This window comes from Streptomyces pinistramenti (genome assembly GCF_020564935.1).
Classification (GTDB): Bacteria; Actinomycetota; Actinomycetes; order Streptomycetales; family Streptomycetaceae; genus Streptomyces; species Streptomyces pinistramenti.
Genome location: NZ_JAJCXB010000064.1, coordinates 1 through 23,147 on the forward strand (window position 1 = coordinate 1; position 23,147 = coordinate 23,147).

The 23,147-nt window shown below is 71.1% G+C and carries 18 protein-coding genes and 3 CRISPR repeat arrays; of the genes, 12 read left to right on the forward strand and 6 right to left on the reverse strand.

The window, feature by feature from the left end; translation table 11 throughout:
• Together LIU39_RS29825 and LIU39_RS29830 are read left to right on the forward strand one after the other, a co-directional pair.
• Positions 1-1,277, forward strand: a 1,277-nt coding sequence (locus LIU39_RS29825; RefSeq protein WP_227050049.1) for an amidase, incomplete at its 5' end; no start/stop codon positions are given.
• A 1-nt stretch (position 1,278) separates the two neighbouring features.
• Positions 1,279-1,818 (forward strand): MerR family transcriptional regulator, encoded by a 540-nt coding sequence (locus tag LIU39_RS29830; RefSeq protein ID WP_227050050.1) that lies wholly within the window; start codon positions 1,279-1,281, stop codon positions 1,816-1,818.
• Here the strand turns inward: LIU39_RS29830 and LIU39_RS29835 are convergent.
• Together LIU39_RS29835 and trhA are read right to left on the reverse strand one after the other, a co-directional pair.
• Complete coding sequence (locus LIU39_RS29835) at positions 1,767-2,441, reverse strand: TetR/AcrR family transcriptional regulator (RefSeq protein WP_227050051.1); 675 nt, start codon at positions 2,439-2,441, stop codon at positions 1,767-1,769. The genes LIU39_RS29830 and LIU39_RS29835 overlap by 52 nt on opposite strands.
• A gap of 194 nt (positions 2,442-2,635) precedes the next feature.
• Positions 2,636-2,966: direct repeats of the CRISPR family, unit length 26 nt; unit sequence ACCACCCCCGCACCCGCGGGGCCGAC.
• A gap of 296 nt (positions 2,967-3,262) precedes the next feature.
• The gene (gene trhA, locus LIU39_RS29840) at positions 3,263-3,988 is read right to left on the reverse strand and encodes a PAQR family membrane homeostasis protein TrhA (protein WP_227050052.1); all 726 of its coding nucleotides are present in this window, start codon (positions 3,986-3,988) and stop codon (positions 3,263-3,265) included.
• A gap of 241 nt (positions 3,989-4,229) precedes the next feature.
• Between trhA and LIU39_RS29845 the strand changes: the two genes are divergently transcribed.
• Positions 4,230-6,050, forward strand: coding sequence for a phosphoenolpyruvate carboxykinase (GTP) (locus LIU39_RS29845; RefSeq protein ID WP_227050053.1), 1,821 nt, complete (start codon positions 4,230-4,232; stop codon positions 6,048-6,050).
• Between the two features lie 107 nt (positions 6,051-6,157).
• On the opposite strand, the gene LIU39_RS29850 is transcribed toward LIU39_RS29845, so the two are convergent.
• The gene (locus LIU39_RS29850) at positions 6,158-6,598 is read right to left on the reverse strand and encodes an SCO4983 family protein (RefSeq protein WP_227050054.1); all 441 of its coding nucleotides are present in this window, start codon (positions 6,596-6,598) and stop codon (positions 6,158-6,160) included.
• A 431-nt stretch (positions 6,599-7,029) separates the two neighbouring features.
• Positions 7,030-7,911: a CRISPR direct-repeat array (repeat unit 28 nt; unit sequence GGAACACCCCCGCACCCGCGGGGCCCAC).
• Positions 7,912-8,683: 772 nt separating this feature from the next.
• Here LIU39_RS29850 and cas3 point away from each other — a divergent pair.
• From cas3 to cas2e, 8 genes are all read left to right on the forward strand, one after another.
• The gene (gene cas3, locus LIU39_RS29855; RefSeq protein WP_227050055.1) at positions 8,684-11,719 is read left to right on the forward strand and encodes a CRISPR-associated helicase Cas3'; all 3,036 of its coding nucleotides are present in this window, start codon (positions 8,684-8,686) and stop codon (positions 11,717-11,719) included.
• Between the two features lie 162 nt (positions 11,720-11,881).
• Complete coding sequence (gene casA, locus LIU39_RS29860) at positions 11,882-13,603, forward strand: type I-E CRISPR-associated protein Cse1/CasA (protein ID WP_227050056.1); 1,722 nt, start codon at positions 11,882-11,884, stop codon at positions 13,601-13,603.
• A gap of 98 nt (positions 13,604-13,701) precedes the next feature.
• Positions 13,702-14,316 carry a type I-E CRISPR-associated protein Cse2/CasB gene (gene casB, locus LIU39_RS29865; RefSeq protein WP_227050057.1) on the forward strand — a complete coding sequence of 205 codons (615 nt, stop codon included), beginning with the start codon at positions 13,702-13,704 and terminating at the stop codon, positions 14,314-14,316.
• A gap of 50 nt (positions 14,317-14,366) precedes the next feature.
• Positions 14,367-15,518 carry a type I-E CRISPR-associated protein Cas7/Cse4/CasC gene (gene cas7e / locus LIU39_RS29870; protein WP_227050058.1) on the forward strand — a complete coding sequence of 384 codons (1,152 nt, stop codon included), beginning with the start codon at positions 14,367-14,369 and terminating at the stop codon, positions 15,516-15,518.
• Positions 15,515-16,372: a type I-E CRISPR-associated protein Cas5/CasD gene (gene cas5e, locus LIU39_RS29875; RefSeq protein ID WP_227050059.1), complete on the forward strand. Its 858-nt coding sequence runs from the start codon at positions 15,515-15,517 to the stop codon at positions 16,370-16,372. Before cas7e ends, cas5e begins: the two co-directional genes overlap by 4 nt.
• Positions 16,373-16,377: 5 nt before the next feature.
• The gene (gene cas6e / locus LIU39_RS29880; RefSeq protein WP_227050060.1) at positions 16,378-17,187 is read left to right on the forward strand and encodes a type I-E CRISPR-associated protein Cas6/Cse3/CasE; all 810 of its coding nucleotides are present in this window, start codon (positions 16,378-16,380) and stop codon (positions 17,185-17,187) included.
• 3 nt (positions 17,188-17,190) lie between these two features.
• Complete coding sequence (gene cas1e / locus LIU39_RS29885) at positions 17,191-18,285, forward strand: type I-E CRISPR-associated endonuclease Cas1e (protein WP_227050061.1); 1,095 nt, start codon at positions 17,191-17,193, stop codon at positions 18,283-18,285.
• Complete coding sequence (gene cas2e / locus LIU39_RS29890) at positions 18,282-18,533, forward strand: type I-E CRISPR-associated endoribonuclease Cas2e (RefSeq protein WP_227050062.1); 252 nt, start codon at positions 18,282-18,284, stop codon at positions 18,531-18,533. Before cas1e ends, cas2e begins: the two co-directional genes overlap by 4 nt.
• Before the next feature lie 573 nt (positions 18,534-19,106).
• Positions 19,107-20,101: direct repeats of the CRISPR family, unit length 28 nt; unit sequence GGAACACCCCCGCACCCGCGGGGCCGAC.
• A gap of 276 nt (positions 20,102-20,377) precedes the next feature.
• Here cas2e and LIU39_RS29895 read toward each other — a convergent pair.
• The 3 genes from LIU39_RS29895 to LIU39_RS29900 all read right to left on the reverse strand — a co-directional run bounded on the left by LIU39_RS29895 (position 20,378) and on the right by LIU39_RS29900 (position 22,182).
• Positions 20,378-21,589, reverse strand: coding sequence for a pyridoxal phosphate-dependent aminotransferase (locus tag LIU39_RS29895; RefSeq protein ID WP_227050063.1), 1,212 nt, complete (start codon positions 21,587-21,589; stop codon positions 20,378-20,380).
• A 234-nt stretch (positions 21,590-21,823) separates the two neighbouring features.
• Positions 21,824-21,955 carry a hypothetical protein gene (locus LIU39_RS35085; RefSeq protein ID WP_264483415.1) on the reverse strand — a complete coding sequence of 44 codons (132 nt, stop codon included), beginning with the start codon at positions 21,953-21,955 and terminating at the stop codon, positions 21,824-21,826.
• Entirely contained in the window at positions 21,952-22,182 is a 231-nt protein-coding gene (locus LIU39_RS29900; RefSeq protein ID WP_227050064.1) for a hypothetical protein, read from the reverse strand. Before LIU39_RS29900 ends, LIU39_RS35085 begins: the two co-directional genes overlap by 4 nt.
• Before the next feature lie 109 nt (positions 22,183-22,291).
• Between LIU39_RS29900 and LIU39_RS29905 the strand changes: the two genes are divergently transcribed.
• A complete protein-coding gene (locus tag LIU39_RS29905) occupies positions 22,292-23,146 on the forward strand; it encodes a helix-turn-helix domain-containing protein (protein WP_227050065.1) in 855 nt (284 codons plus the stop codon).
• Position 23,147 lies beyond the last annotated feature (1 nt).

Sequence of the window (23,147 nt, forward strand, 5' to 3'; positions counted from 1 at the left end):
GGGCCTGCGTCCCCGACCCGGCGCGGCGGGCCCGGCGCCTGGTGGCGGCGCGCCGCACGGCCGAGGCGTGGGACAGCGCGACGGCGGGCGCGCCGGATCTGGCCAACCGGCCCGCCAAGCCCGCGCTGTACGGCGTGCCGGTCGGCGTCAAGGACATCGTGCGGGTCGACGGGCTGCCGACCCGCGCGGGGTCGGCGCTGCCGCCGGGGGTGCTCGCCGGGGCGCAGGCCGCGGTCGTCGACCGGCTGTGCGCCGCCGGGGCGGTGATCGCCGGGAAGACGGTGACGGCGGAGTTCGCCGTCACCGCGCCGGGCCCGACCCGCAATCCGCACAACGTGGCCCACACACCCGGGGGTTCGAGCAGCGGATCGGCCGCGGCCGTCGCCGCCGGGATGGTGCCGCTGGCGATCGGGACGCAGACGGTCGGCTCGATGATCAGGCCCGCAGCGTACTGCGGGGTGGTCGGCTTCAAACCGAGCCTCGGCCGGATCCCCACCGCCGGGGTGATCCCCAACGCCCTCAGCTTCGACACCCTGGGCTGCTACGCATCGGACGTCGCGGGGGTCACGCTCGCCGCCTCGGTGCTCTGCGACGGCTGGCCGACGGCCCCGCAGGACGGGACGGGCCCGCCGGACGCGGCGGGGGATCCGGGCGGCACGGTGGCGCGGCTCCCGGTGCTCGGCGTGCCCGTCGGCCCGTACCTGCGGCGCGCCGACGACGAGGCGCTGGCCGCCCTCAACGACCAGCGGGCGCTGCTGAGGGCGGCCGGCTATACCGTCCGCGAGGTGCCGCTGATGGACGACTTCACTGACGTCGTCACGCAGTTGTTCACCATGAACCGCTACGAGGTGGCCCGCGTGCACGCCGACTGGTTCGAGCGCTTCGGTGACCTCTACCGGGAGCAGACCGCCGAGGCGATCAGGGAAGGCCGCGCGATCGGGGAATCCGACTACGAAGCGGCCCGGATCCGGCGCGCCGCGTTCCGCGAACGGCTGGCCGCGGCAGGCGCGGAGGCCGACATCGACCTGTGGATCGCCCCGGCCGCCACCGGCGCGGCCCCGCTCGGCCTCGGCACCACCGGCTCGTCCGTCATGTCCCTGCCGTGGAGCAACGCGGGACTGCCGTCGGTCGGCCTCCCCGCGGGCCGTTCCGCAGGCGGGCTGCCGCTCGGCCTCCAGATCGTCGGCCCCTTCGGCGCGGATCCGTACGTCCTGCACTGCGCGGCAGGCATCGAACGGGCCCTGGGCGCCGGCCGGGGCCGGGAAGCCACCGGCTGACATGCGTGCCGACGAGGGGCGGATGCGGATCGGGGACGCGGCGGCGGCCGCCGGGATGACGCCCCGGGCGCTGCGCTACTACGAGCAGCAGGGGCTGGTGACGGCCCGGCGGACGCCGGCCGGGCACCGCGAGTACGACACCGAGGACGTCCGCCGCCTGCGGGCGGTGCGTGCTCTTCGGGAGGCGGGCCTGACGGTCGGCGACGTGCGGGCGTTCGCGCACCTGCTGCGCACCCTGCCGCCGAGCGGGCTGCCGGACCTGATACCCAGGGATCCCGGCGCGACGCGGTGCGGCGTGGCGGAGTCGGTGGCCCGGCGCAGGCTGGCCGACCTCGACGACCGGATAGCGCGGCTCTCCCAGCTGCGCGCCCGGCTCGCGGCCCGCCTCGGCGAGCCGGGCGCCCAGGAGCAGACCGCCCAAGCACCGGCCGTCCCGGGGAATGGCGCCGCCGCTCCAGGAGGCGCTGCCTGCAGACGGCCGGGCGGTGCTCAGTCCGAGGACAGCGTCAGCCCCCGCGTCAGCAGGTCCATCGTGCGGTGAATCATCGCCTCCAGCTCCGTGGGACCGCTGTCCACCGCCCGGCTGCCCACCGCCCCCGGCGCCCCGATTTCCTCCGCCCAGCGCAGCAGCGTCTCCTGGAGGGCCGCCAGAATCGCCGCACTGATCACCCGTACCTCCAGGTCGCCGGCCGGGCGTCCGGCCCGTTCGGCCAGGAGCGCGCTGATCAACTCCGTGTCCCGCGCGAGGTTTTCCGCCGTCCGGCCGCGCACCGCTGGGACGTAGCGGATCAGTCGCGCGCGCTGGACCAGCTCGCCGTGGTCCCCGGCGACCAGGGCGCGCAGCGCCGTGACGGCCGCCTGCCGCAGGGTTTCGGCCACCGGTTCGCCGGCCGGGCGGCCCCGGATCGCGGCCTCCAGCACGGAGTCGTAGGCGTCCCTGAGCACGATGTCTTCCTTGGTGGGGAAGTAGCGGAAGACAGTGCTGGGCGAGACCTCGGCGGCGTCGGCGATCTGGTCGACGGGCGTGGCGTCGTAGCCCTGCTCGTCGAAGAGTCGGTAGGCGGCCCGCCGGATCGCCTGCCGGGTCTGGATCTTCTTCCGTTCACGCAGCCCGATTGCCGGTGTTCCAGCCGGTGTTGCGGCGGAGGTACGTGCAGAGACCATGGACACCATTGTCGGCCATCGAGAGCGCCGGAGGCCACGGATGTGGCACGACGGGAAAGGGTGCCGCCGGGCCGCTTGCCCTCGGGGGAGGGGGCGAGTTCGGTGCATCGGTCTCGGCATGGTTGCCGGCTGGGGTCGGCCCCGCTTTCGCGGGGCCGACCGGTTGTCCACCTTCTCCGCGCAGTCCTGCCCGGACCACCCCCGCACCCGCGGGGCCGACGCCTGCCGCATCGTCTGGCGGATGGGCCAGGCGGGACCACCCCCGCGCCCGCGGGGCCGACCTGCCGCGCGCTTTCCGCGCGCTGCCGCGCGGCGGACCACCCCCGCACCCGCGGGGCCGACTGGCAACCCAGGCGAGTGCTGCCGCAATCTCGGTGGACCACCCCCGCACCCGCGGGGCCGACCGCCCCCACCTCGGCGGGGGCAACCCGCAGGGGGAACCACCCCCGCACCCGCGGGGCCGACGTAGTCGGTGGGGGAGGTGATTGGACGGGCGGGAACCACCCCCGCACCCGCGGGGCCGACGGTTCTTGACCTGCAAGTTTATCCGCGTCTTGCCCCGGTTTCCTTTAGTTGCGCCGAGCTCTTCTGGAGCGTTGAGGTAGGGATCATTCCCGCGTCTGCGGGATCTACGAAACGCAGCCCGTCCCGTATCCACGGGCGAACGGAATCCCTGCGGCTGCGGGCCCCCCCGAGCGAACGCGTCCAGGCCGCGAAGGGCCCGGGGCACCTCGCCTCGCGGAGCCCGGGCGCGTACGTCTTCGCGCCACGTGCCCGCCCGCGGGCCACGCCGGTACGCGTGCTGCGCCGCGGCATCCGCATCAGGCGTGCGAATAGGCGACCAAGGAGATGCCGACGTAATGCACCACGAAGGCTGCGAGGGTGAGGGAGTGGAAGACCTCGTGGAAGCCGAACCACCGGGGTGAGGGGTTGGGGCGCTTGATGCCGTAGATCACGCCGCCCGCGCTGTAGAGCAGTCCGCCGACGACCACCAGCACCAGGACGGCGATGCCGCCGGTGTGCAGGAAGTCGGGGAGGAAGAAGACGGCGGCCCAGCCCATCGCGATGTAGCAGGGAGTGTAGAGCCAGCGGGGTGCACCGACCCAGAAGACCCGGAACGCGATGCCGGCCAGCGCGGCGGCCCACACCGCCCACAGCAGCGCCTGGCCGCGGCCACCCGGCACGAGCAGCATGGTCAGCGGCGTATAGGTGCCCGCGATGATCAGGAAGATGTTGGCGTGATCGAGGCGGCGCAGCACCCCGTCGGCGCGTGGGCCCCAGTTGCCGCGGTGGTAGAGCGCGCTGACGCCGAACAGCAGGCAGGCGCTGAGGGTGTAGATCGCGCAGGCGATCCGGCCACGGGTGCTGTCGGCGAGCGCGGTGAGGATGACGCCGGAGAGCAGGGCGGCGGGGAACATGCCTGCGTGCAGCCAGCCGCGCAGTTTCGGCTTGTACGGTGCGGCCTCCGCGGCGCCCGAGGAGCCCGCGTCGGCCGCCGCGGGCACGGGGGGAAGGTGGCTCGCTGCGGCATCGTGCGGGGAGGTCATGCCGGTCATGCTATCTACGCGACCGTAGGTTACCGATCAGTGCCGAAGTGGTGACGGTCACGAAGGTGCCCTCTGGACAGATGTCCGTCAGGGTCGGATGATCAAATGAGTGCGGTCGGCACCGGATGAGCGGTCACGAAGCATCCGGGTCGCAGCCCCCAAGGGGCAGGCAGTCAAAAGAAGCGGATCCATCCGGGCGAACCGGACGTCGATCCGTCCACACCCTCACCTAGGAGCGATCGTGGCGCGCGACAACGCGGCTCCCACCACCCCGACCCGTCACCAGGGACTCACCACCTGGGTCGACGAGATCGCAGCGATCACCCAGCCCGACCGGGTCGTCTGGTGTGACGGCTCGGAGGCGGAGTACGAGCGGCTGTGTGAGGAACTGGTCGACAAGGGCACGTTCACCAAGCTCGACCCCGTCAAGCGACCCAACTCGTACTACGCCGCTTCCGACCCCAGGGACGTCGCGCGGGTCGAGGACCGTACCTTCATCTGCTCTCAGAAGGAGGAGGACGCGGGCCCGACCAACCACTGGAAGGACCCCGCCGAGATGCGGGAGATCTTCGCCGGCTCCGAGGGCATCTTCCGCGGTGCGATGCGCGGCCGGACGATGTACGTCGTCCCGTTCTGCATGGGGCCGCTCGGCTCGCCGCTCTCCGCGATCGGCGTGGAGATCACCGACTCGGCATACGTCGCCGTCTCGATGCGCACCATGACCCGCATGGGACAGGCGGTGCTCGACGAGCTGGGCGAGGACGGCTTCTTCGTCAAGGCCGTGCACACGCTCGGCGCCCCGCTCGCCGAGGGCGAGAAGGACGTGCCGTGGCCGTGCAACACCACCAAGTACATCTCGCACTTCCCCGAGGACCGCGAGATCTGGTCCTACGGCTCCGGCTACGGCGGCAACGCCCTGCTCGGCAAGAAGTGTTACGCGCTGCGCATCGCCTCCGTCATGGCGCGTGACGAGGGCTGGCTCGCCGAGCACATGCTGATCCTCAAACTCACCCCGCCGCGGGGCGAGGCCAAGTACGTCGCCGCCGCGTTCCCGAGCGCCTGCGGCAAGACGAACCTCGCGATGCTGGAGCCGACCATCCCGGGCTGGACGGTCGAGACCATCGGTGACGACATCGCCTGGATGCGCTTCGGCGAGGACGGTCGCCTCTACGCGATCAACCCCGAGGCCGGCTTCTTCGGCGTCGCGCCCGGCACCGGCGAGCACACCAACGCCAACGCCATGAAGACGATGTGGGGCAACTCCGTCTTCACCAACGTCGCGCTCACCGACGACGGTGACGTGTGGTGGGAGGGCATGACCGAGGAACTGCCCGCGCACCTCACGGACTGGAAGGGCAACGACTGGACCCCGGAGTCCGAGACCCCGGCGGCCCACCCCAACGCCCGCTTCACGGTCCCCGCAGGCCAGTGCCCGATCATCGCGCCGGAGTGGGAGGACCCCAAGGGCGTGCCGATCTCGGCGATCCTCTTCGGCGGCCGCCGTGCCAGCGCCGTGCCGCTCGTGACCGAGTCGCTGACCTGGCAGCACGGCGTCTTCCTCGGTGCGAACGTCGCCTCCGAGAAGACCGCCGCCGCCGAGGGCAAGGTCGGCGAGCTGCGCCGCGACCCGTTCGCCATGCTGCCGTTCTGCGGCTACAACATGGGCGACTACATGGGGCATTGGGTCAAGGTCGGTGCAGACAAGGACCAGGCCAAGCTGCCGAAGATCTACTACGTCAACTGGTTCCGCAAGGACGACAAGGGTCGCTTCGTGTGGCCGGGCTTCGGTGAGAACAGCCGGGTGCTGAAGTGGATCGTCGAGCGCCTTGAGGGCACGGCCGAGGGTGTCGAGACGCCCATCGGCGTGCTGCCGGCCAAGGGCTCGCTGGACACCGACGGCCTCGACCTGTCCGACGCCGACCTCGACTTCCTCCTCACCGTCGACAAGAACGTCTGGCGCGAGGAGGCGGCGCTGATTCCCGAGCACCTCAACACCTTCGGGGACCACGCGCCGAAGGAACTGTGGGACGAGTACCGCGCGCTGGTGCAGCGCCTGGGCTGATGCCCGCGGCGCAGCTCGCCGCGCCACCGCGCTTGCGGGGCCCCGTACTTGGTGCGGGGCCCCGCTCGGCTTTTGTGCCGACGCGGGAAACCGGTGCCCGGCGGCCGCTACGCCGTCGCGAGATCCGGCAGGTCGCTGACGGTGGCGCCATGAGCCTCCAGACGCTCCACGGCCAGGGCCATCGCCGCAGTGTCCTCGCGGGACGTGGCGACCACCAGGGCATTGCCTGCGAGGGTGCGCGCACGCTGCTCAAGCGCCCGCAGACGGGACGGATCACCACCGGTGGGCTCGGCACGCAGCGGGTAGTGGCCGCCGTTGAGACGGGCGACCTGTTCGGCTATCCGGTCGGCGGCAGCGGCCAGCGCATCGGCGCCCCGCCCGTGCGCCTCGGCCTGCGATGCCAGGGCGCGCAGCTCGTCGGTGACGGTCAGCAGCGCGGTCAGATGTCCGGCGAGCCGGATGTCCAGCTCCTCCTCGCGGGAGCGATGCGGGATCTCCGGGGCCGCGGCCATGGTGTGGACCGACTTGGTGCGGATCGGTTCGTACATGGGATGGCCTCCTGAAAACGTCTAGGAGACCATCTTACATTAGACAAAGTCTAAAGTTGTGCCGAGTGTGGAGGGAAGTGGCGCAGGTCCAGGAATTCGCGGCGGACCGGCACTGTCCGTAGCCGCCGAGAAGGCCGAGAAGACCGAGAAGGCCGGGAGAGATGCCGCCCCGACGGCCGGTCGGCCTGCCCTGCCGGGAGCGACCTGGGCCAGGCGGTTGGAGCGGGCACCAATACGTCGGGCGCGGGAGGCCGTCCCCCGGACCGTTCCGGCCAGGTCGGGGACGGGCGTCCGGTCGGGGTGACGTACGCGCTGATCGCCGCGCCGTGATGCGGCGAGGTGCTGCGTTTATGGGGTGACGGGAGTCCGCTTCTTCTTGAGTGCGCGCGCCTGGTATTCGTGACTCCTGCTCGACCGGCACTTCCGCGCTCGGACCACCCCCGCAACCGCGGGGCCCACCGACGGATCGCGTGCTCGCTGAGGAATGGGGCGGGAACACCCCCGCACCCGCGGGGCCCACGGCGTGGTGGGGGTTGACGGCGACGTAGCCGAAGGAACACCCCCGCACCCGCGGGGCCCACGCCGAGCTGATGGCCAAGTCCGTGCCCGGCGTCGGAACACCCCCGCACCCGCGGGGCCCACGATCGTCAACGGCCTTCTGTCGAAGAATCTGGGGGAACACCCCCGCACCCGCGGGGCCCACACTCCCCACCCAGCATGTCAACAATCCATTTTGGGAACACCCCCGCACCCGCGGGGCCCACCTCGACCGGCTGAAGAGGTGCGGGGCGTCCGTCGGAACACCCCCGCACCCGCGGGGCCCACTTCGTGGTCGCCGGGGGCGAGATCAGGGTGGGCGGAACACCCCCGCACCCGCGGGGCCCACTCGAAGCGCCTTTCCAGCTGGTCGACACCTGGAGGAACACCCCCGCACCCGCGGGGCCCACCTTCGGCCCCATCGTCCGGGTTTCCGGCTGCCAGGAACACCCCCGCACCCGCGGGGCCCACCTCGCTGAAACGCTGAGTCAAACTGGAGACCAGGGAACACCCCCGCACCCGCGGGGCCCACTTCAACCAACAGCAGGTGGTGGAGCAGTCGCAGGGAACACCCCCGCACCCGCGGGGCCCACGTAGGGCCTGCGATCGAGGTGGTGGATCCAGCGGGAACACCCCCGCACCCGCGGGGCCCACGGGCCTGCACCCCAGCGTCCTGGCCTCCCTGGTGGAACACCCCCGCACCCGCGGGGCCCACATGAGCTGAGCACGACGGCCGTCAGCCGCGGTCGGAACACCCCCGCACCCGCGGGGCCCACCCTTCTTGACCAGCGACTCTACTCGTGCTCTGCACCGGTTTTCTTTAGTTGCACAGTGGCTCCTCCTCGATGGGATGGGCTCCGTTCTCGGCGGTTGCACTTCGTCGCGTCGCGTCGGCGATGTCACGTGCCCCGCAGGCTGAGGACACAGCGGCACTGATGTCCTCCAGCACTCTCAACAGGTGCGCCGACGGTACCGGGTCGTGGCTTCCGGCTTCCAGGGTGGCGACTTGGGCCCGGTAGTCGGCCCGTCGTTGGAAGCAGAGCAGACAGGGGTATGCCGAACGGCCCCTCGTCGCCGGTGGTTTGGTCTACAGCGGGGCGGGACACTCCGTGAAGGCAAGGCCATCGTGCTGGACCATGCGCCGACAGGAGACGAAGCAGCCGGGATGGTCGGGGACGGCCGGGACGGTCGGGGCGTATCCGGGGTGGCCGTGTCGTTGCCGTGCCAGGAACACCCCCTCTCCGAGCGGGTGATGCGTCTGCGCGACCTCCGGGTTGTTCCGGGCAGAACGGGCGCAACTCGCCGCCCTCGCGCCTGCGGAGCCGACATGTCCTGCTGCTCACCTGCCTTGGCCGGCCCGGCCCGCGCCCCCACCCGTGCCTCACCCCTCATTCCCCTTGAGGCATATTTGCGGTCCCTTCTCGTGCGAGAAATTCCATAAAGATGCAAAAACGAACAGAGTTGACGGGAATCCGAGCGTTGTCAGTGCCCGCCCCTATGCTCCGGAACCAGTTGGCGAGAAGCAGGGGAACGGGCACAGGGGGCGTCATGAGTGAAGGTCAATTACCGCACGGCGGAAGGCGTGGCGTCGCCGATCCGCTCGGTGTGCTGTGGGGCAAGTCCGAGGAGAAAGCCGGCGGGAAGATGAACCTGCTGCTGTCGCATCTGCTGGACACGGCGGCGGTGGCGGAGCGGATTTGGGACGGGTTTCTCGCTCCGTCCACTCGGAGGGTGCTGGAAGGGATCGCCGGAGGGGGAGGCAAGGGGAGGCGCCTTTTCGCGTGGTTGTGCGGTGTGCACGACTGCGGGAAAGCGACACCCGCGTTTCAGCGCATGTGGCCGAAGGGCGCGGAGGCGGTGCGGGCGGCGGGCCTCGGGTGGCACGAACCCACTGTGGCGCACTGCAAGTGGCGGCACGACCGGGCGGGTGCGTACGTGCTGCGGGCAGTTCTGCCGGAGGCCGGATGGTGTGAGGAGCAGGTGGACTGGGTGTGGCCGCTGGTGGCAGGGCACCACGGGGCGTTCCCGGACCTGGCTGCCACGTACCCGGACAGGAAGGGGCGTGGGCAGTTGGCCGGCGGTCCTGCCTGGGCGGAGGCCCGGTCGTCGTTGGTGGAGCGGTTCACCATGGAGCTCGGATTCGGCGGTCTGGCGGAGGTCGAGCCGGTGGGCGTGCCGTCGCGGGCGGCGCAGCTCCATGTGAGCGGCCTGATCGTGATGGCGGACTGGATCGCCAGTGACGAGCGGCACTTCCCGGGGATCGACCGGCTGGCGGACGTGAGCATCGCACGCGCGCGGACGCGGGCGGGGGAGGCGTGGCAGCGGCTTGGGCTGCGAGGTGGCTGGGGGCGCCTCGCCGAGCCGGGGCCGGAGGCGTTCAGGGACAGGTTCGGGCATGCTCCGCGTGCTGCACAGACGCTGGTCATGGACGCGGCGCGGCGTATGGCGGCGCCCGGACTCCTGTTGGTCGAGGCGCCGATGGGGGAGGGCAAGACCAAAGCGGCGCTGATGGCGGCGGAGATCCTGGCGTCCCGGTTCGGCGCGGACGGCGTGTTCGTGGGGATGCCGACACAGGCCACCAGCGACCCGATGTTCGGGCAGGTGAGGAAGTGGGCCGGGGCTGTTGACGAGGAACTCGCCTCGCAGGTCGCGCTGTTGCACGGAAAGCGGATGTTCAACAAGGAGTGGCGCGAGCTGTTGGAGGGGGGCGGACAGGACCCCGAGGCTCCGTTCGGCGGGGTGGACGAGTACGGGGAATGTGCGGACGACGAGCTGTACGGAGACGGGGTCGCCGCTCTGTACGGCGGGGTCGCGCGGCCGGTGTCCCGTGGACCCGCCGAGTGGTTCCTGGGCGCCAAGCGAGGGCTGCTCTGTCCGTTCGTGGTGGGGACGATCGACCAGTTGCTCTTCTCGGCGACCCGGACCAAGCACGTGATGCTGCGCATGGCCGGACTGGCGGGCAAGGTCGTGGTGCTGGACGAGGTGCACGCGGCGGACGTCTACATGTCCCAGTTCCTGGTGGAGGGGTTGCGTTGGTTGGGGCAGGCCGGGGTTCCGGTGGTGCTGCTGTCCGCGACGCTGCCTCCCCGGCAGCGGCGTGAGCTGATCGACGCGTATCTGGCCGGCGCCTCCTCGCGCGAGGAGTTCGCGGCAGGAGACCTTCCCGCCCCCGAGGGCTACCCCTCGGTGACGTCGGTGTGGGTGGCGCCGGACGGATCCGGGCCCCGTTGCCGTACCGACGCGTGCGAGGGCTGGCGCGCGGATCTGCACGTCGCCCTCGACCTCATGCCGGAGGCGGTTCCCGGCCGGCGGGCGAAGAGGGAACTCGTCCAGCAGGCACAGGAGAGGGCTGATGCATCGGTCGTCACCCGCTTGCGTACCGAGCTGGCGGCGGGCGGGTGCGCGCTGGTCATCCGCAATACGGTGCACCGCGCGCAGACCCTCTACAGCGCGTTGCGCGAGGAGTTCGGCGACGACGTGCTGTTGCTGCACGGGCGGATCGCCGTGGGAGCGCGGGCGGACCGCACCGAGCGGTGCCTGCGGCTGCTGGGCTCGCCGGGGGAGAAGGAGGCGGGACAACGGCCGGAGCGGCTGATCGTCGTCGCGACACAGCTCGCGGAGCAGTCCTTCGACGTCGACGCCGATCTGCTCATCACGGATCTCGCCCCGATCGACCTCCTGCTTCAGCGGATCGGGCGGCTGCACCGCCACCACGGCGTCGAGCGGCCGGACGCGCTGCGCCTCCCCCGCGTGGTGATCACCGGCTTCTCCGGCGTGCGCGGAGGCACGGGGGAGGACGGCGCGGGTGCGCATCCCGCGGCCCTCGGAGGAGCTGCACCCCGGTTCCTCGGCGCGTCCGAGTTCATCTACGGGCGGCATCTGCTGCTCCGCACTGCCGCATTGGTGTTCAAGGACCGGGAAAGAAAAGGGGGTTGGGCAGTTCCCGGCCAGGTTCCCGGACTCGTCGCGGCGGGCTACGGGAGCGTCGATGAGGCAGTTCCCGAGGCGTGGCGCGAGGACGCGGAAGCGGCTCGGCTGGACCGGGAAAAGGAACAGCGTGAGCGGGCCGACAAGGCCGCCGGCTATCTCCTCACCCGGCGCGGCGACAAGGAAGGGGCCACCCTCGCCGGGCTGCACTATGCGTCGGTGCCCGGCGGGGGCAGGGACGCCGATCTGGACGCGGTGGTGCGTGATGGTGAGGCCGGGGCGGAGGTTGTCCTCGTCGTCCATGACGGGCTCACGTACCGGACCTTGACCGGCCGGGCGCTGACCGTCAACGGCGATGTGTCCGACGGACTGCTGGACGAAGTGCTGGGCGGCACGGTGCGGCTGCCTGCCGGCTGTGCGGCGGAGGCGAACCGGCAACTGACCCCGTTGCCCGGCTGGCTCGGTCACCCGAGGCTGCGGTACAGCCCGGCCCTCGTCCTCGATGCGAGCGGCGGCGCCGTACTCGGGGATCACCGGCTGCACTACGACGACGAGAAGGGCCTCTCGGTGACGTACGCGGACACCGGGGCCGGCCCGGAAGGGAGTGGTGCGCGGGCGGTGCGTACGGATGCCCGCACCGCCTGCCGCCCCCGCTGATGCGGGGCCGTCGCGTCCGGAAGACGCAAAAGTGGAACATCCCGTGGGCTGGAAGGCCGGGTGCGGGGACGGCTGAAATCTTCTCATCCGTCCGAGGCGGGGGAGAGGGTGTGCGCCACGCTGCTCTCGCGTCGCAAGACGAAAACTTGGGGGGAAACCGAGTTGTTCAATCTGCTGGACGAACCATGGCTTCAGGCAAGCCCGTTGGGCGAAGCGGAGCAGCCTGATGCGCAAGACGCCGGAGCCCCGCTGGAAGTCGGTCTGCGTCGGCTGATCATGGACGCGGACCGCTTCCGGGATCTCGTGGTGGACCTGCCCACGCAGAAGCCTGCGCTTTTCCGTCAACTGCTGCTCCCCCTGGTCGTGGACGCCCTCGGGTCGCCAAGGGACGCGACCGAGTGGACGCGGATGTTCCGGGCCGGTGCCTTCACGGAGAAGCAGCGGGAGAAGCTGGCCGCATACCTGGACGCGCACCACCACCTCTTCGGGCTCTTCGACCCGGTGGCCCCCTTTGCGCAGGTGAGTGGGTTACGCACGGCGAAAGACGAGACCAAGGGCTCGGCATTGCTGGTGGCCACCGCCGCCACGGGTAACAACGTTCCCCTGTTTTCCTCCCGCACCGAGGGCGATCCGCTGGAGCTGACCCCGGCGCAGGCCGCTCGCTGGCTGCTGCACACCCACTGCTGGGACACCGCCGCCATCAAGACGGGTGTCGTCGGCGATCCGCGGGCGAAGTCCGGCAAGACCACCGGAAACCCCGTCGGCCCGCTGGGGCAGCTCGGCGTCACCATGCCCATCGGACGCACCCTCTACGAGACGCTGCTGCTGAACATCCCTTACGGGCGGGTGCCGTTGTCGGACGACCTGCCGCAGTGGCGCCGTCGCGCCCTGGACGGACGGGTCGAGGAGACCCTCTCCTGCGCCACGCCGGCCTGGCAGTCCCGGCCCGCCCGGGGGCTGCTCGACATCTGGACCTGGCAGTCGCGTCGTATGCGTCTCCTCCCCGAGGAGGGCCCCGCCGGGGTGCACGTCACCCGGGTCGTGGTCGCCGCCGGTGACCGGCTCGATCTCAGCCCCGACGTGGAGCCGCACACGGCGTGGGTCATCGAGCGGCCTTCCGCCCGCGCCGCGAAGTCCGCACGGGGCGCGCCCGCACCCGCCGTGCGCCCCCGAAGGCACCAGCCGGGGCGAGCCGCCTGGCGTGGCCTCGGAGCCCTGCTGGCCGTCAACTCCGCAGACCGGAAGCGTGAGGCAACGGCCACCCGCAACGGCTTCCAGAGCAGCGTCGTGATCGGGCGGCTCAGTGAGATGTGCCGGCAGCTGCCGCAGGCGTATCCGCTCCAGGTCGAGCTCACCGGCATCGCCTACGGCAACCAGTCGGCCGTCATCGAGGACGTCTACTTCGACGAGATCCCGCTGCCGGTCACCGCGCTGGACCCGGAAGGCATCGTCTACGGCGCGCTGCTGGAGGCCGTGGACCAGGCGGAGAGCCTCGCCGCTGCCGTCAACCACCTCTCCGGCGACCTCCGTCGGGCCGCCGGCACCGAACCGATCCCCTGGGACAAGGGGCAGCGCCCCGGCGACACCCTCCTGCACACACTCGACCCGGTGGTGCGGCGCCTCCTGGCGGGCCTGCGTGCCGCCGGTGACGACTTCGAGCTGTCCGAACGCGGTCTGGAAGCGTGGGAGCGCAAGGCCGAGCAGGCGACCTGGCGGGTGGCGGAACAGGTCTTCTCCGCCGCCGCGCCCCCGCTGTTCACCGGTCGCCGCGTGGTCAAGGACGGCAAGGAACACGTCTACCGCCTCAACACCGCCGAGCGCGCCTTCCGCGGCCGCCTGGACGCGGTCCTCCACCGGCGCGCCGCCGCCCGCAGAACGAGCTGAGCGGGACTCGTCCGGAACCCGGCGGCCCCGCACGGGCCCGCCTCCCCCGCCTGCACCCTGTACGCCTTCCCTGCCGCATCCCATCGAAGGGGGACGCCGTGTCCACCACCCCGCAGCCCCGCCCCGCCGAATCCACCGGACCGCGCCGCTACTGGAACCGGTACGTGAACAGCCAGGGCGACTGGCGCACCGACCCTGCCACGGGGGCGCCGATGCGGCCCCCGGGGGAGGACCTGGCCGGTTTGCGGGCCGGGTTGGGGAATGCGGCCTTCACGGTCCCCGGACTCTGGCCCTTCTACACCACCGAGACCGACGGGCAGGTCACGTACGAGCTGGTGGCCGAGCATGCGGCCCTGTCGCTCTACGGCCTGCACCAGCAGAGTCAGAGCCTGCCCATGCACAAGCAGGGTGCCGGCGCGGGCAGGGCACTGCGCGCGCTCCACGAGCGGTACGGCGAGGAGGCGGTGGACCGACGGGTCGCCGCCGCCGTCCACACCACGTCCGTCTCCGCGCTGGTGCACCGGCTGCGCGGACTGGTCACCCAACTCCGTTCCGTGCAGCAGCCGCTGGACTATGACCGGCTGCTGCGGGACATCCGGCGCTGGCACTTCCCCGACGACCGCTCGCGGGTCCGCCGCGAGTGGGGGCTCGCCTACCACTCCTGGGGCGCGCAGCCCGGCGCCGCCGGACCGGCCGCCGCCCAGCGCCCCTGACGACCCATACCCCACCCACCGACCGATCCGATCCACCGGAGGACGGCCACATGGCGCTTCCCGCGTCCCACTGCTACATCGACATCCACATCCTCCAGACCGTCCCGCCGGCCAACCTCAACCGGGACGACCAGGGCAACCCCAAGGAGGCGTACTTCGGCGGGGTACGCCGCTCCCGGGTGTCCTCACAGGCGTGGAAGCGCGCCACTCGTACGCACTTCGCCGAGCGGATCTCCCCGCAGGACCTGGCGACCCGCACCCGCCGCATCGGCGCGGCGCTCACCGAGCGGATCACCGACGGCACCGACACGGACGCCGGGACCGGTGCCCGACTGGCGGGTGCCCTGCTGGCGCAGCTGAAGATCAGCGCAGGCAAGAAGGACGGCGACACCGCCTACCTCTTCTTCTACGGCCGACGGCAGTTGGACGCCGTGGCGGCCCTGGTCCGGGACCGGCTGGACGAACTCTCCGGGATGGATGACACCGAACTCGCCGATGCAGTCGCAGAGTTGCCCGTGCGGGAGAAGTTCAGCACCGGCCACCCCATGGATGTGGCGCTCTTCGGCCGCATGGTCGCGGACATCCCCGCCCTGAACGTCGACGCCGCCACGCAGGTCGCCCACGCCCTTTCGACCCATGCGGTGGAGCTGGAGTTCGACTACTTCACCGCGGTCGACGACGAGCAGACCGATGAGGAGACCGGCGCCGGCATGATCGGCACCATCGGCTTCAACTCGGCCACCCTCTACCGCTATGCGTCCGTGGGACTCCACCAGCTCCTGCACAATCTCACCGACGAGGCGGCGGCCGTCACCGCGGTCGAGGAGTTCGTGACCTCCTTCGCCCGTTCCATGCCCACCGGTTACGCGAACTCCTTCGCGCACCGCACCCTGCCCAGCCTGGTCGCCGTCGTCGTCCGCACCGACCAGCCCGTCAACCTCGTCTCCGCCTTCGAGGAGCCGGTCCACGCCGCCTCGGGCATCGCAGCGGCTTCCGCCCGCAAGCTGGCGGACGAGCACGCCAAGGGCATCCGCAACTGGGGCGGGACACCGGCCTTCACCGCCCTGTGCCACACCTTCGCCGAACCGGGCGGCACCGCAGATCTGCTGACGGACGCCTTCGGCGAGCCAGTTGCCTTCCCGCAGCTCGTGAGCGCCCTCCGCGCGCACCTCACGGACACCCTCCAGCAGGCAGTCCGATGACCACCCGCACTCCCGGGCCGGCCCCCGGCGACCGGGCCGTACTGCTGCTGCGCCTCGCCGGCCCCCTGCAGTCCTGGGGCACACGCAGCGCCTTCAACCGCCGCGAGACGAACCCGGAGCCCACCAAGTCCGGCGTGATCGGCCTGCTCGCCGCCGCCTCCGGCCTCGCCCGTGAGGAGCCGCTCGGTGAACTGACGTCGCTGCGGCTCGGCATCCGCGTCGACCAGCCAGGAACCCTGCTGCGCGACTACCACACCGTCAGCGACTACCGAGGCCGCCCGCTGCCCCAGTCCGGCGTCACCGCCAAGGGAATCCAGAAACCCACATCCCCGGTCAAACACACCCACGTGACGACCCGCTACTACCTCCAGGACGCCGTCTTCCTCGCCGCCGTAGCGGGCCCGCGCGACCTCCTGACCACCCTCGACGCGGCCGTCCGCGCCCCCGGATTCCCGCTCGCGCTGGGCCGCCGCTCCTGCCCGCCGACCCAGCCGGTCTCCCTCGGCCTGCGCGAAGGCGGCCTCGAAGAGGCACTGCGAGCGGAATCCTGGCAGGCGTCCGGGCGGGCCCGCGAGGAGTACGCGTCCGGCCTGGGCAGGGAACGCGGCGCCGGCCGCCCGCTGTACCCGGCCCGCGTCGACCGCTCGGCGACCCTGGAGGACCCGGACGGCGACGATCTCGTCCACGACGCACCGGTCTCCTTCGACCCGCACGCCCGCCGCTTCACCAGCAGGCGCGTACGGCACACCTGGCTGAACATCCCGACCGGCTTCACCGAACCGGACGCCGACGACCCCACCGGCGATCCGGAGGACGAGGCCGGCCACGACCCCTTCGCCCTGCTGGGCTGGTGAACTCCATGACCTATCTGTCCCGTATCCGCATCAACCCTCTCCGCGCGGAAAGCCGGAAGCTGCTGTCCAACCCGCGTGCCCTGCACGGCGCCGTGCAGGGCGGTCTGCCGGGCCCCCAGGATGCCGAACGCGTCCTGTGGCGGATGGACGCGGACGACCCCCACCGGCCGCACCTGTTCGTCCTCACCCGGTCCCGCCCCGACTGGACGCGCCTCGTCGAGCAGGCCGGCTGGCCCGACGCCGGGGGAGAGCACGCCGCGATCCGCGACTACACCCCTCTCCTGGGCCAGATCGCCGTCGGCCGCGAGTTCGCCTTCCGCCTGACGGCCAGCCCCGTCCAGAACACCCCGGCGCCACAGAAACCCACTCCGGCACAGGCCGCGCACATCGCCGCCGACACCGACGGCAAGCGCCGCGGCTTCCGGCTCGGCCACCGCACCGCCGCCGCCCAACTCGACTGGTTCCTCACCCGTACCGGTCGCTGGGGCTTCGACGTACCCGCCTCCCGTACCGATCCCGCCGCCCCGGGCCTCGTGCCATCCCCACCCGACAGCGATCACGTCGGGCAATCCGGCCGGGCCCTCCGCGATCCCAACCCCCGGCGCGAGGTCCGCATCACGTCCCGAAACCGGCACTCCTTCAAAAAGAACGGCAACGGCCCCCACGTCGTCTTCCACACCGCCACCTTCGAAGGCCGCCTGCGCATCACCGACCCGTCGGCCTTCACCGCCCGCCTCCTCGACGGGATCGGCCCCTCCAAGGCGTACGGCTGCGGCCTGCTCACCCTCGCGCCCCTCGCAGGCCGGAAGGACTGAACCGTGGCCGACATCTGGTGGAAAGCGGACCCGCACGATCTGCATCGGATCGTCGACCGCGTCTCCAGCGTCTACGTGGAGCGCAGCCACCTCGACCGCGAGGAGAACGCCGTCGTGGTCGTCAACAAGCGAGAGACCGTCCGCGTCCCCGCCGCCATGATCGCCGTCATGCTGCTGGGCCCCGGCACCCGCGTCACCCACGGCGCGATCCGCCTGCTCGCCGACTCCGGCACCGCCGTCTGCTGGGTGGGCGAGCAGGGCGTTCGGATGTACGCGGCCGGGCTCGGCCCCAGCCGGGGCGCCGGCCTGCTCCACCGGCAGGCGTGGCTGGTCACCCGGCCCAAGGAACGGCTCGGCGTGGCCCGCGTCATGTACGGCATGCGCTTCCCCGGCGAGGACGTCTCACGGGCCACCATGCAACAGCTCCGCGGCCGCGAGGGCACCCGCTTCCGCCGCCTCTACCAGGAGCACTCCCGCCGCACCGGCGTGCCGTGGAACGGGCGCGTCTACAAGTCCGGCGACCCGTTCGCCGCGGGCGACGACGTCAACCGCCTGTTCTCGGCCGCCAACGCCGCCCTCTACGGCATCTGCCACGCGGTCATCGTCGGACTCGGCGCCAGCCCCGGACTCGGCTTCGTGCACACCGGCTCCGCGCTCTCCTTCGTCCTCGACATCGCCGACCTCTACAAGGCCGAGCACACCCTCCCCCTCGCCTTCGACCTCACCGCCAAGGGCCTCACCGAGGAACGAGACGCCCGCATCGGCCTGCGCGACCGCATCACCGAGAAGAATCTCCTCACCCAAATCGTCACCGACGTCAAGAGGTTGCTGAACCCGCCCGGCACCGACTTCGACACCCCGGAGACCAGCGAACTCTGGGACGAGCGCCTCGGCACGGTCTCCGCAGGCGTCAACTGGTCGACGCCGGACGGGGCACCGGTAACGCCGGACCACCCCACCCCTGGCACCACGCCCGAACAGCCGCCCCTCACCCCCAGCGGCATGGGCGAGCAGCACATCGCCATCATCGGCCCGGAACCGGACACTCCACTCCAGCCTCCCCATGAGCCCACCCGGCCCCCGGAGCAGCCCACATGACCGTCATCGTCCTGATCGCCGCCCCCGACGGACTCCGCGGCCACCTCACCCGCTGGATGGTCGAAGTCCACGCCGGAGTCTTCGTAGGCAACCCCAACCGCCGCATCCGCGACCGCCTCTGGGAACTCCTCGCCACCCGCATCGGCGACGGCCAGGCCGTCCTGGCCGAACCCGCCTCCAACGAACAGGGCTGGGCCATCCGCACGGCGGGGCGCGAGCGTTGGCGGCCGGTCGACTTCGAGGGGTGATTCTTTCGGCTCGGGAGAGGCGGTGAGGGCCGTGGGGGTGGGCCTGGTGATCCGTGCGTGATGTGCCGTGCGGCACAGGCTCCGCGGTCGCCCGATGATCGGAACCCGCCCCCGCCGGAAAGCAGACGTACCGCCGGTGACGGATGGCCGCTGAGCGCTGAAGTCCCGTCCTGTGCAACCGTGTTCACCGCATTCGGCTACGGGATCCGCTGCGCGTAGGGAGTGGACCGGCAGTCGTGCGTCTCGGTGACAGCTGCTCCGCACCTGACTGCCGTGGACCGGCTCGGTTCGCCATGGCTGGGCCTACAGGGGCAGCCTCCACCTCGACCGGCGGGCCTTGCGCCGCCCTTGTGCCATTGGCCGGGTCCTTGCAACCCTCTGGTCTGCGCCGGGCATTCGGCCGATTTCGGGCTGTGGTCCGAGATCCGCGTCGGCAGCGGACTCGCCTTGGGGCAAGCCCCCTGCGCTTGCGGGGCCGACGTCGGCATCCTCGTGCTCGTGACCCTGGCGGTCGGACCATCCCCGCACCGCGAGCCCGACGTTGGGGTCCGCGTGTGCTGCTCATCCGGCGTAGAACCACCCCCGAACCCGCGGGGCCCAACCTGCCCAGCCACGGGCGAAGATGACCATGGCGGAACCACCCCCGCATCTGTGGGGCCGACCTCTCGTGCCGGCCGATCCGGCGCCCGACGCCCGAACCACCCCCGCACCCGCGGGGCCGACAGCATCAGCTGCTGACGCGCGGTGTCCTCCCACGGAACACCCCCGCACCCGCGGGGCCGACTAACGTCAGAAACGAAAACGCCCCGACAACCGCGGAACACCCCCGCACCCGCGGGGCCGACGCAGGGTCTCCTGCACAGCCTCCATGTCCCCCAGGAACACCCCCGCACCCGCGGGGCCGACGGCTTCATCCGGTAGGCGCGGAACGGGCGCGGCGGAACACCCCCGCACCCGCGGGGCCGACCACGCCCCCGCCTAGACGGCCCTGTGTGGCCCGGGAACACCCCCGCACCCGCGGGGCCGACAACAGTATCGGCAACATCTCCGGATCCGCGGAAGGAACACCCCCGCACCCGCGGGGCCGACAGGACGCTCACCATCATCTTGGTGCCCGGGTCGGGAACACCCCCGCACCCGCGGGGCCGACGCCTTGAGCAGGGGCCACTGCTGGATTCGACGGGGAACACCCCCGCACCCGCGGGGCCGACAGGATCGCGCAGCGGACAGTTGGAGGAACACCCCCGCACCCGCGGGGCCGACCCCCGGCAACCCACCAGGGCAGCCGGGGCTGTCGGAACACCCCCGCACCCGCGGGGCCGACTCCACCCCACCGCGAACCCGAGCGCGGCGGGCGGGAACACCCCCGCACCCGCGGGGCCGACTGACGGACGCGTGCCGGCAGGCCGCCGACTCCAGGAACACCCCCGCACCCGCGGGGCCGACAGTGCGGGTCCGTGTGTGCGTCCGTCGTAGGAGGGAACACCCCCGCACCCGCGGGGCCGACGTCGCGGAGGAGGGTTTCCGCAAGCTCCGCGGGGGAACACCCCCGCACCCGCGGGGCCGACACTTCCTGACCTGGGGATCTGTCTGCCCCCTACCTCGTTTTCATTCGGTTGCAGCTCAGTCTCCCTCCGCTCACGGCGTTGCGGTCCGTATCCACGGAGCCTACGGAGAGCGAGATCGGACGGCCGCCCCGCGGTGTCGGAAGTCTGTACGTGTACGGGCCGGATGCGTCGCTTGGCCGCTCACCCGCACGGGAAGGTGATGGCATTGCAGCTCGCCCCCGCAGTGGCCGGCGCTCGCATGGCCATGATCCGAACGCCCTGCCCTGTCCTCCCGCCTCAGAACTGCCCGTACCCGTCCAGGAACGACCCGATCCGTGTCACCGCGTCCGTCAGGTCGTCCTTGTTGGGGAGGGTGACCAGGCGGAAGTGGTCCGGGTCGGGCCAGTTGAAGCCGGTGCCGTGGACGATCATGATTTTTTCGGCGCGGAGGAGGTCGAGGACCATTTCGCGGTCGTCCTTGATCTTGTAGACCTTGGGGTCGAGGCGCGGGAAGGCGTAGAGGGCGCCCTTCGGTTTGACGCAGCTGACGCCGGGGATCTGGGTCAGCAGGTCGTAGGCGGTGTCGCGCTGTTCCAGCAGACGGCCGCCGGGGAGCACCAGGTCGTTGATCGACTGGCGGCCGCCGAGTGCGGTGGCGACGGCGTGCTGGGCCGGCATGTTGGCGCACAGGCGCATGTTGGCGAGGATCGTCAGGCCCTCGATGTAGGACGAGGCGTGTGCCTTGGGGCCGCAGACCGCCAGCCAGCCGCTGCGGTAGCCCGCCACCCGGTACGACTTGGACAGGCCGTTGAAGGTCAGTGTCAGCAGGTCGGGGGCGAGGGCGGCGAAGGGGGTGTGGGTGGCGCCGTCGTAGAGGATCTTGTCGTAGATCTCGTCGGCGCAGACGATGAGGTGGTGGCGGCGGGCGATCTCGGCGATGCCCTCCAGGAGCGCTTCGTCGTAGACCGCGCCCGTGGGGTTGTTGGGGTTGATGACGACGATGGCCTTGGTGCGGTCGGTGATCTTGCGCTCGATGTCGGCGAGGTCCGGCATCCAGTCCGCCTGCTCGTCGCAGCGGTAGTGGACGGCGGTGCCGCCGGAGAGCGAGACGGATGCCGTCCACAGCGGGTAGTCCGGGGCCGGTACCAGGACCTCGTCGCCGTCGTCGAGCAGCGCCTGCATCGACATCTGGATCAGTTCGGAGACGCCGTTGCCGAGGTAGATGTCGTCGACGGAGACCTCGACGCCCTTGGTCTGGTAGTGCTGCATCACCGCGCGGCGGGCGGAGAGCAGGCCCTTGGCGTCGCCGTAGCCGTGCGCGGTGCCGACCGAGCGGAGGATGTCCTCCAGGATCTCGGGCGGGCACTCGAAGCCGAACGCCGCGGGATTGCCGGTGTTGAGCTTGAGGATGCGGTGACCCGCCGCCTCAAGCCGCATGGCCTCCTCCAGCACGGGGCCACGGATCTCGTAGCAGACATTGGCGAGCTTGGTTGACTGGATCACCTGCATGTCCGCCACCCTACGACCGGGCCAGCGCGAGCGCCCGGTGTTTTTGCCCACCTTGATCAGCTGGTGGTGTGCCTCTCGTCACGTGCTGTCACTGGTCGTGGGTACGGTGGTGAGTGGATTTCGTTGCGGCCCGGCGTCCATGGCAGTCGGCGGGTCCGGATCACGCCGACCGGGCCGAGGTCACGGACGCCATGGGCACCACGGGTACCACGGGTGTCATGGACGCCGCGGGCCTCAGCGTCGTCCGCCTCCGCCGGACGACCACCTGTTGAGCTTCCTGACGCTCTCCGCCAACTCCTCGCGCCGGGCCTCTTCGGGGGCGTCGCCGTGCTTCTTCGGGGGCTGGTCCCGGTGGGGCTTCGTCACTGTCCGGCGGCCTTGTGGAGTGCGGCGGCGAGCCTGCGGGCGGTGGCGGTGTTGCAGTTGCCGAGGGCGATGAGGGGGAGCGTGTAGCTGCCCGCGAAGGCCGGCAGGTCGATGCCGAGGGAGGGCAGGGAGATGCCGTTGGCGGCGAGCGCGGCGCGGAGTGCTTCGGCGCAGTCGTCCACGTCGTCGTGGTGGTGGGGGCGGGGGGTGTGCGTCCGGTCTGGCATGGCGTCGACTTCCTGTGCGTATCGTGACCAACTGCTCACAGAGTGACGTGATGCGGCGTAGCGTGGAAGTGATTTCCCTTTCGGTGCGTACATCGTGGAGCGGTGAAAAATGCCTGCACGCAAGGAAGTTGACGGTTCAGTCAGTGTCCCGGCCTTTTACGGCTCCGAACTGCGTTGGAAGCGGGAGGAAGCGGGGCTGACCCTTCAGGCGACGGTGGAGGGGAGCTATTACGCGGTGAGCTATCTGAGCGAGATCGAGCGGGGGGCGCGGCGGATGCCCGGTGATCTGGCCGCGCATATCGACCGCGTGCTGAAGACGGACGGGTTCTTCGAGCGCCGCTGTGAGGACGTGCGTAAGGCGCGGCGGGTCGGCCATGCCGATTACTTCGCGCGGATTCTGGAGGCGGAGAAGTACGCGAAGAGCGTCGAGGAGTGGTACCCCGGCCTCATTCCCGGCCTGTTGCATACGGCGGCGTATGCGAGGGTGATGGTGCGGGCGACGCACCCGTTGGCGCCCAACGAAGAAGTGGAAGAGCGAGTCACCGCCCGACTGGCGCGAGCACGCCTCTTCGAGGATGACCACAAGACGCCGATGTACTGGGTGATCCTGCACGAGTCGGTGCTGCGCGAGCCCATGCTCCCGCCCGAGGACATGGCCGAACAGCTCGATCACATCGCAGCGTTGGCGCGGCGGCACCGGATCGCTCCTCAGATCCTTCCGTGGAACTGCGGGCCGCATCCCTTCATGCTGGGCGCGGCTACGCTCATGACCTTCCGCGACGCCCCGCCGCTGGTCTACACGGAGTCGCTGCACAGCGGTGACACCATCGACGATCCGGCGCTCGTGGAGGAGTACCGCAAGTCGTACGATCTGCTCAGGGCTGCCGCACTGTCACCGCAGGCGTCCCTGGCCATGATCGAGGCAACGGCGGAGGACTATCGAAATGGCAAGAAAACAGATTGAT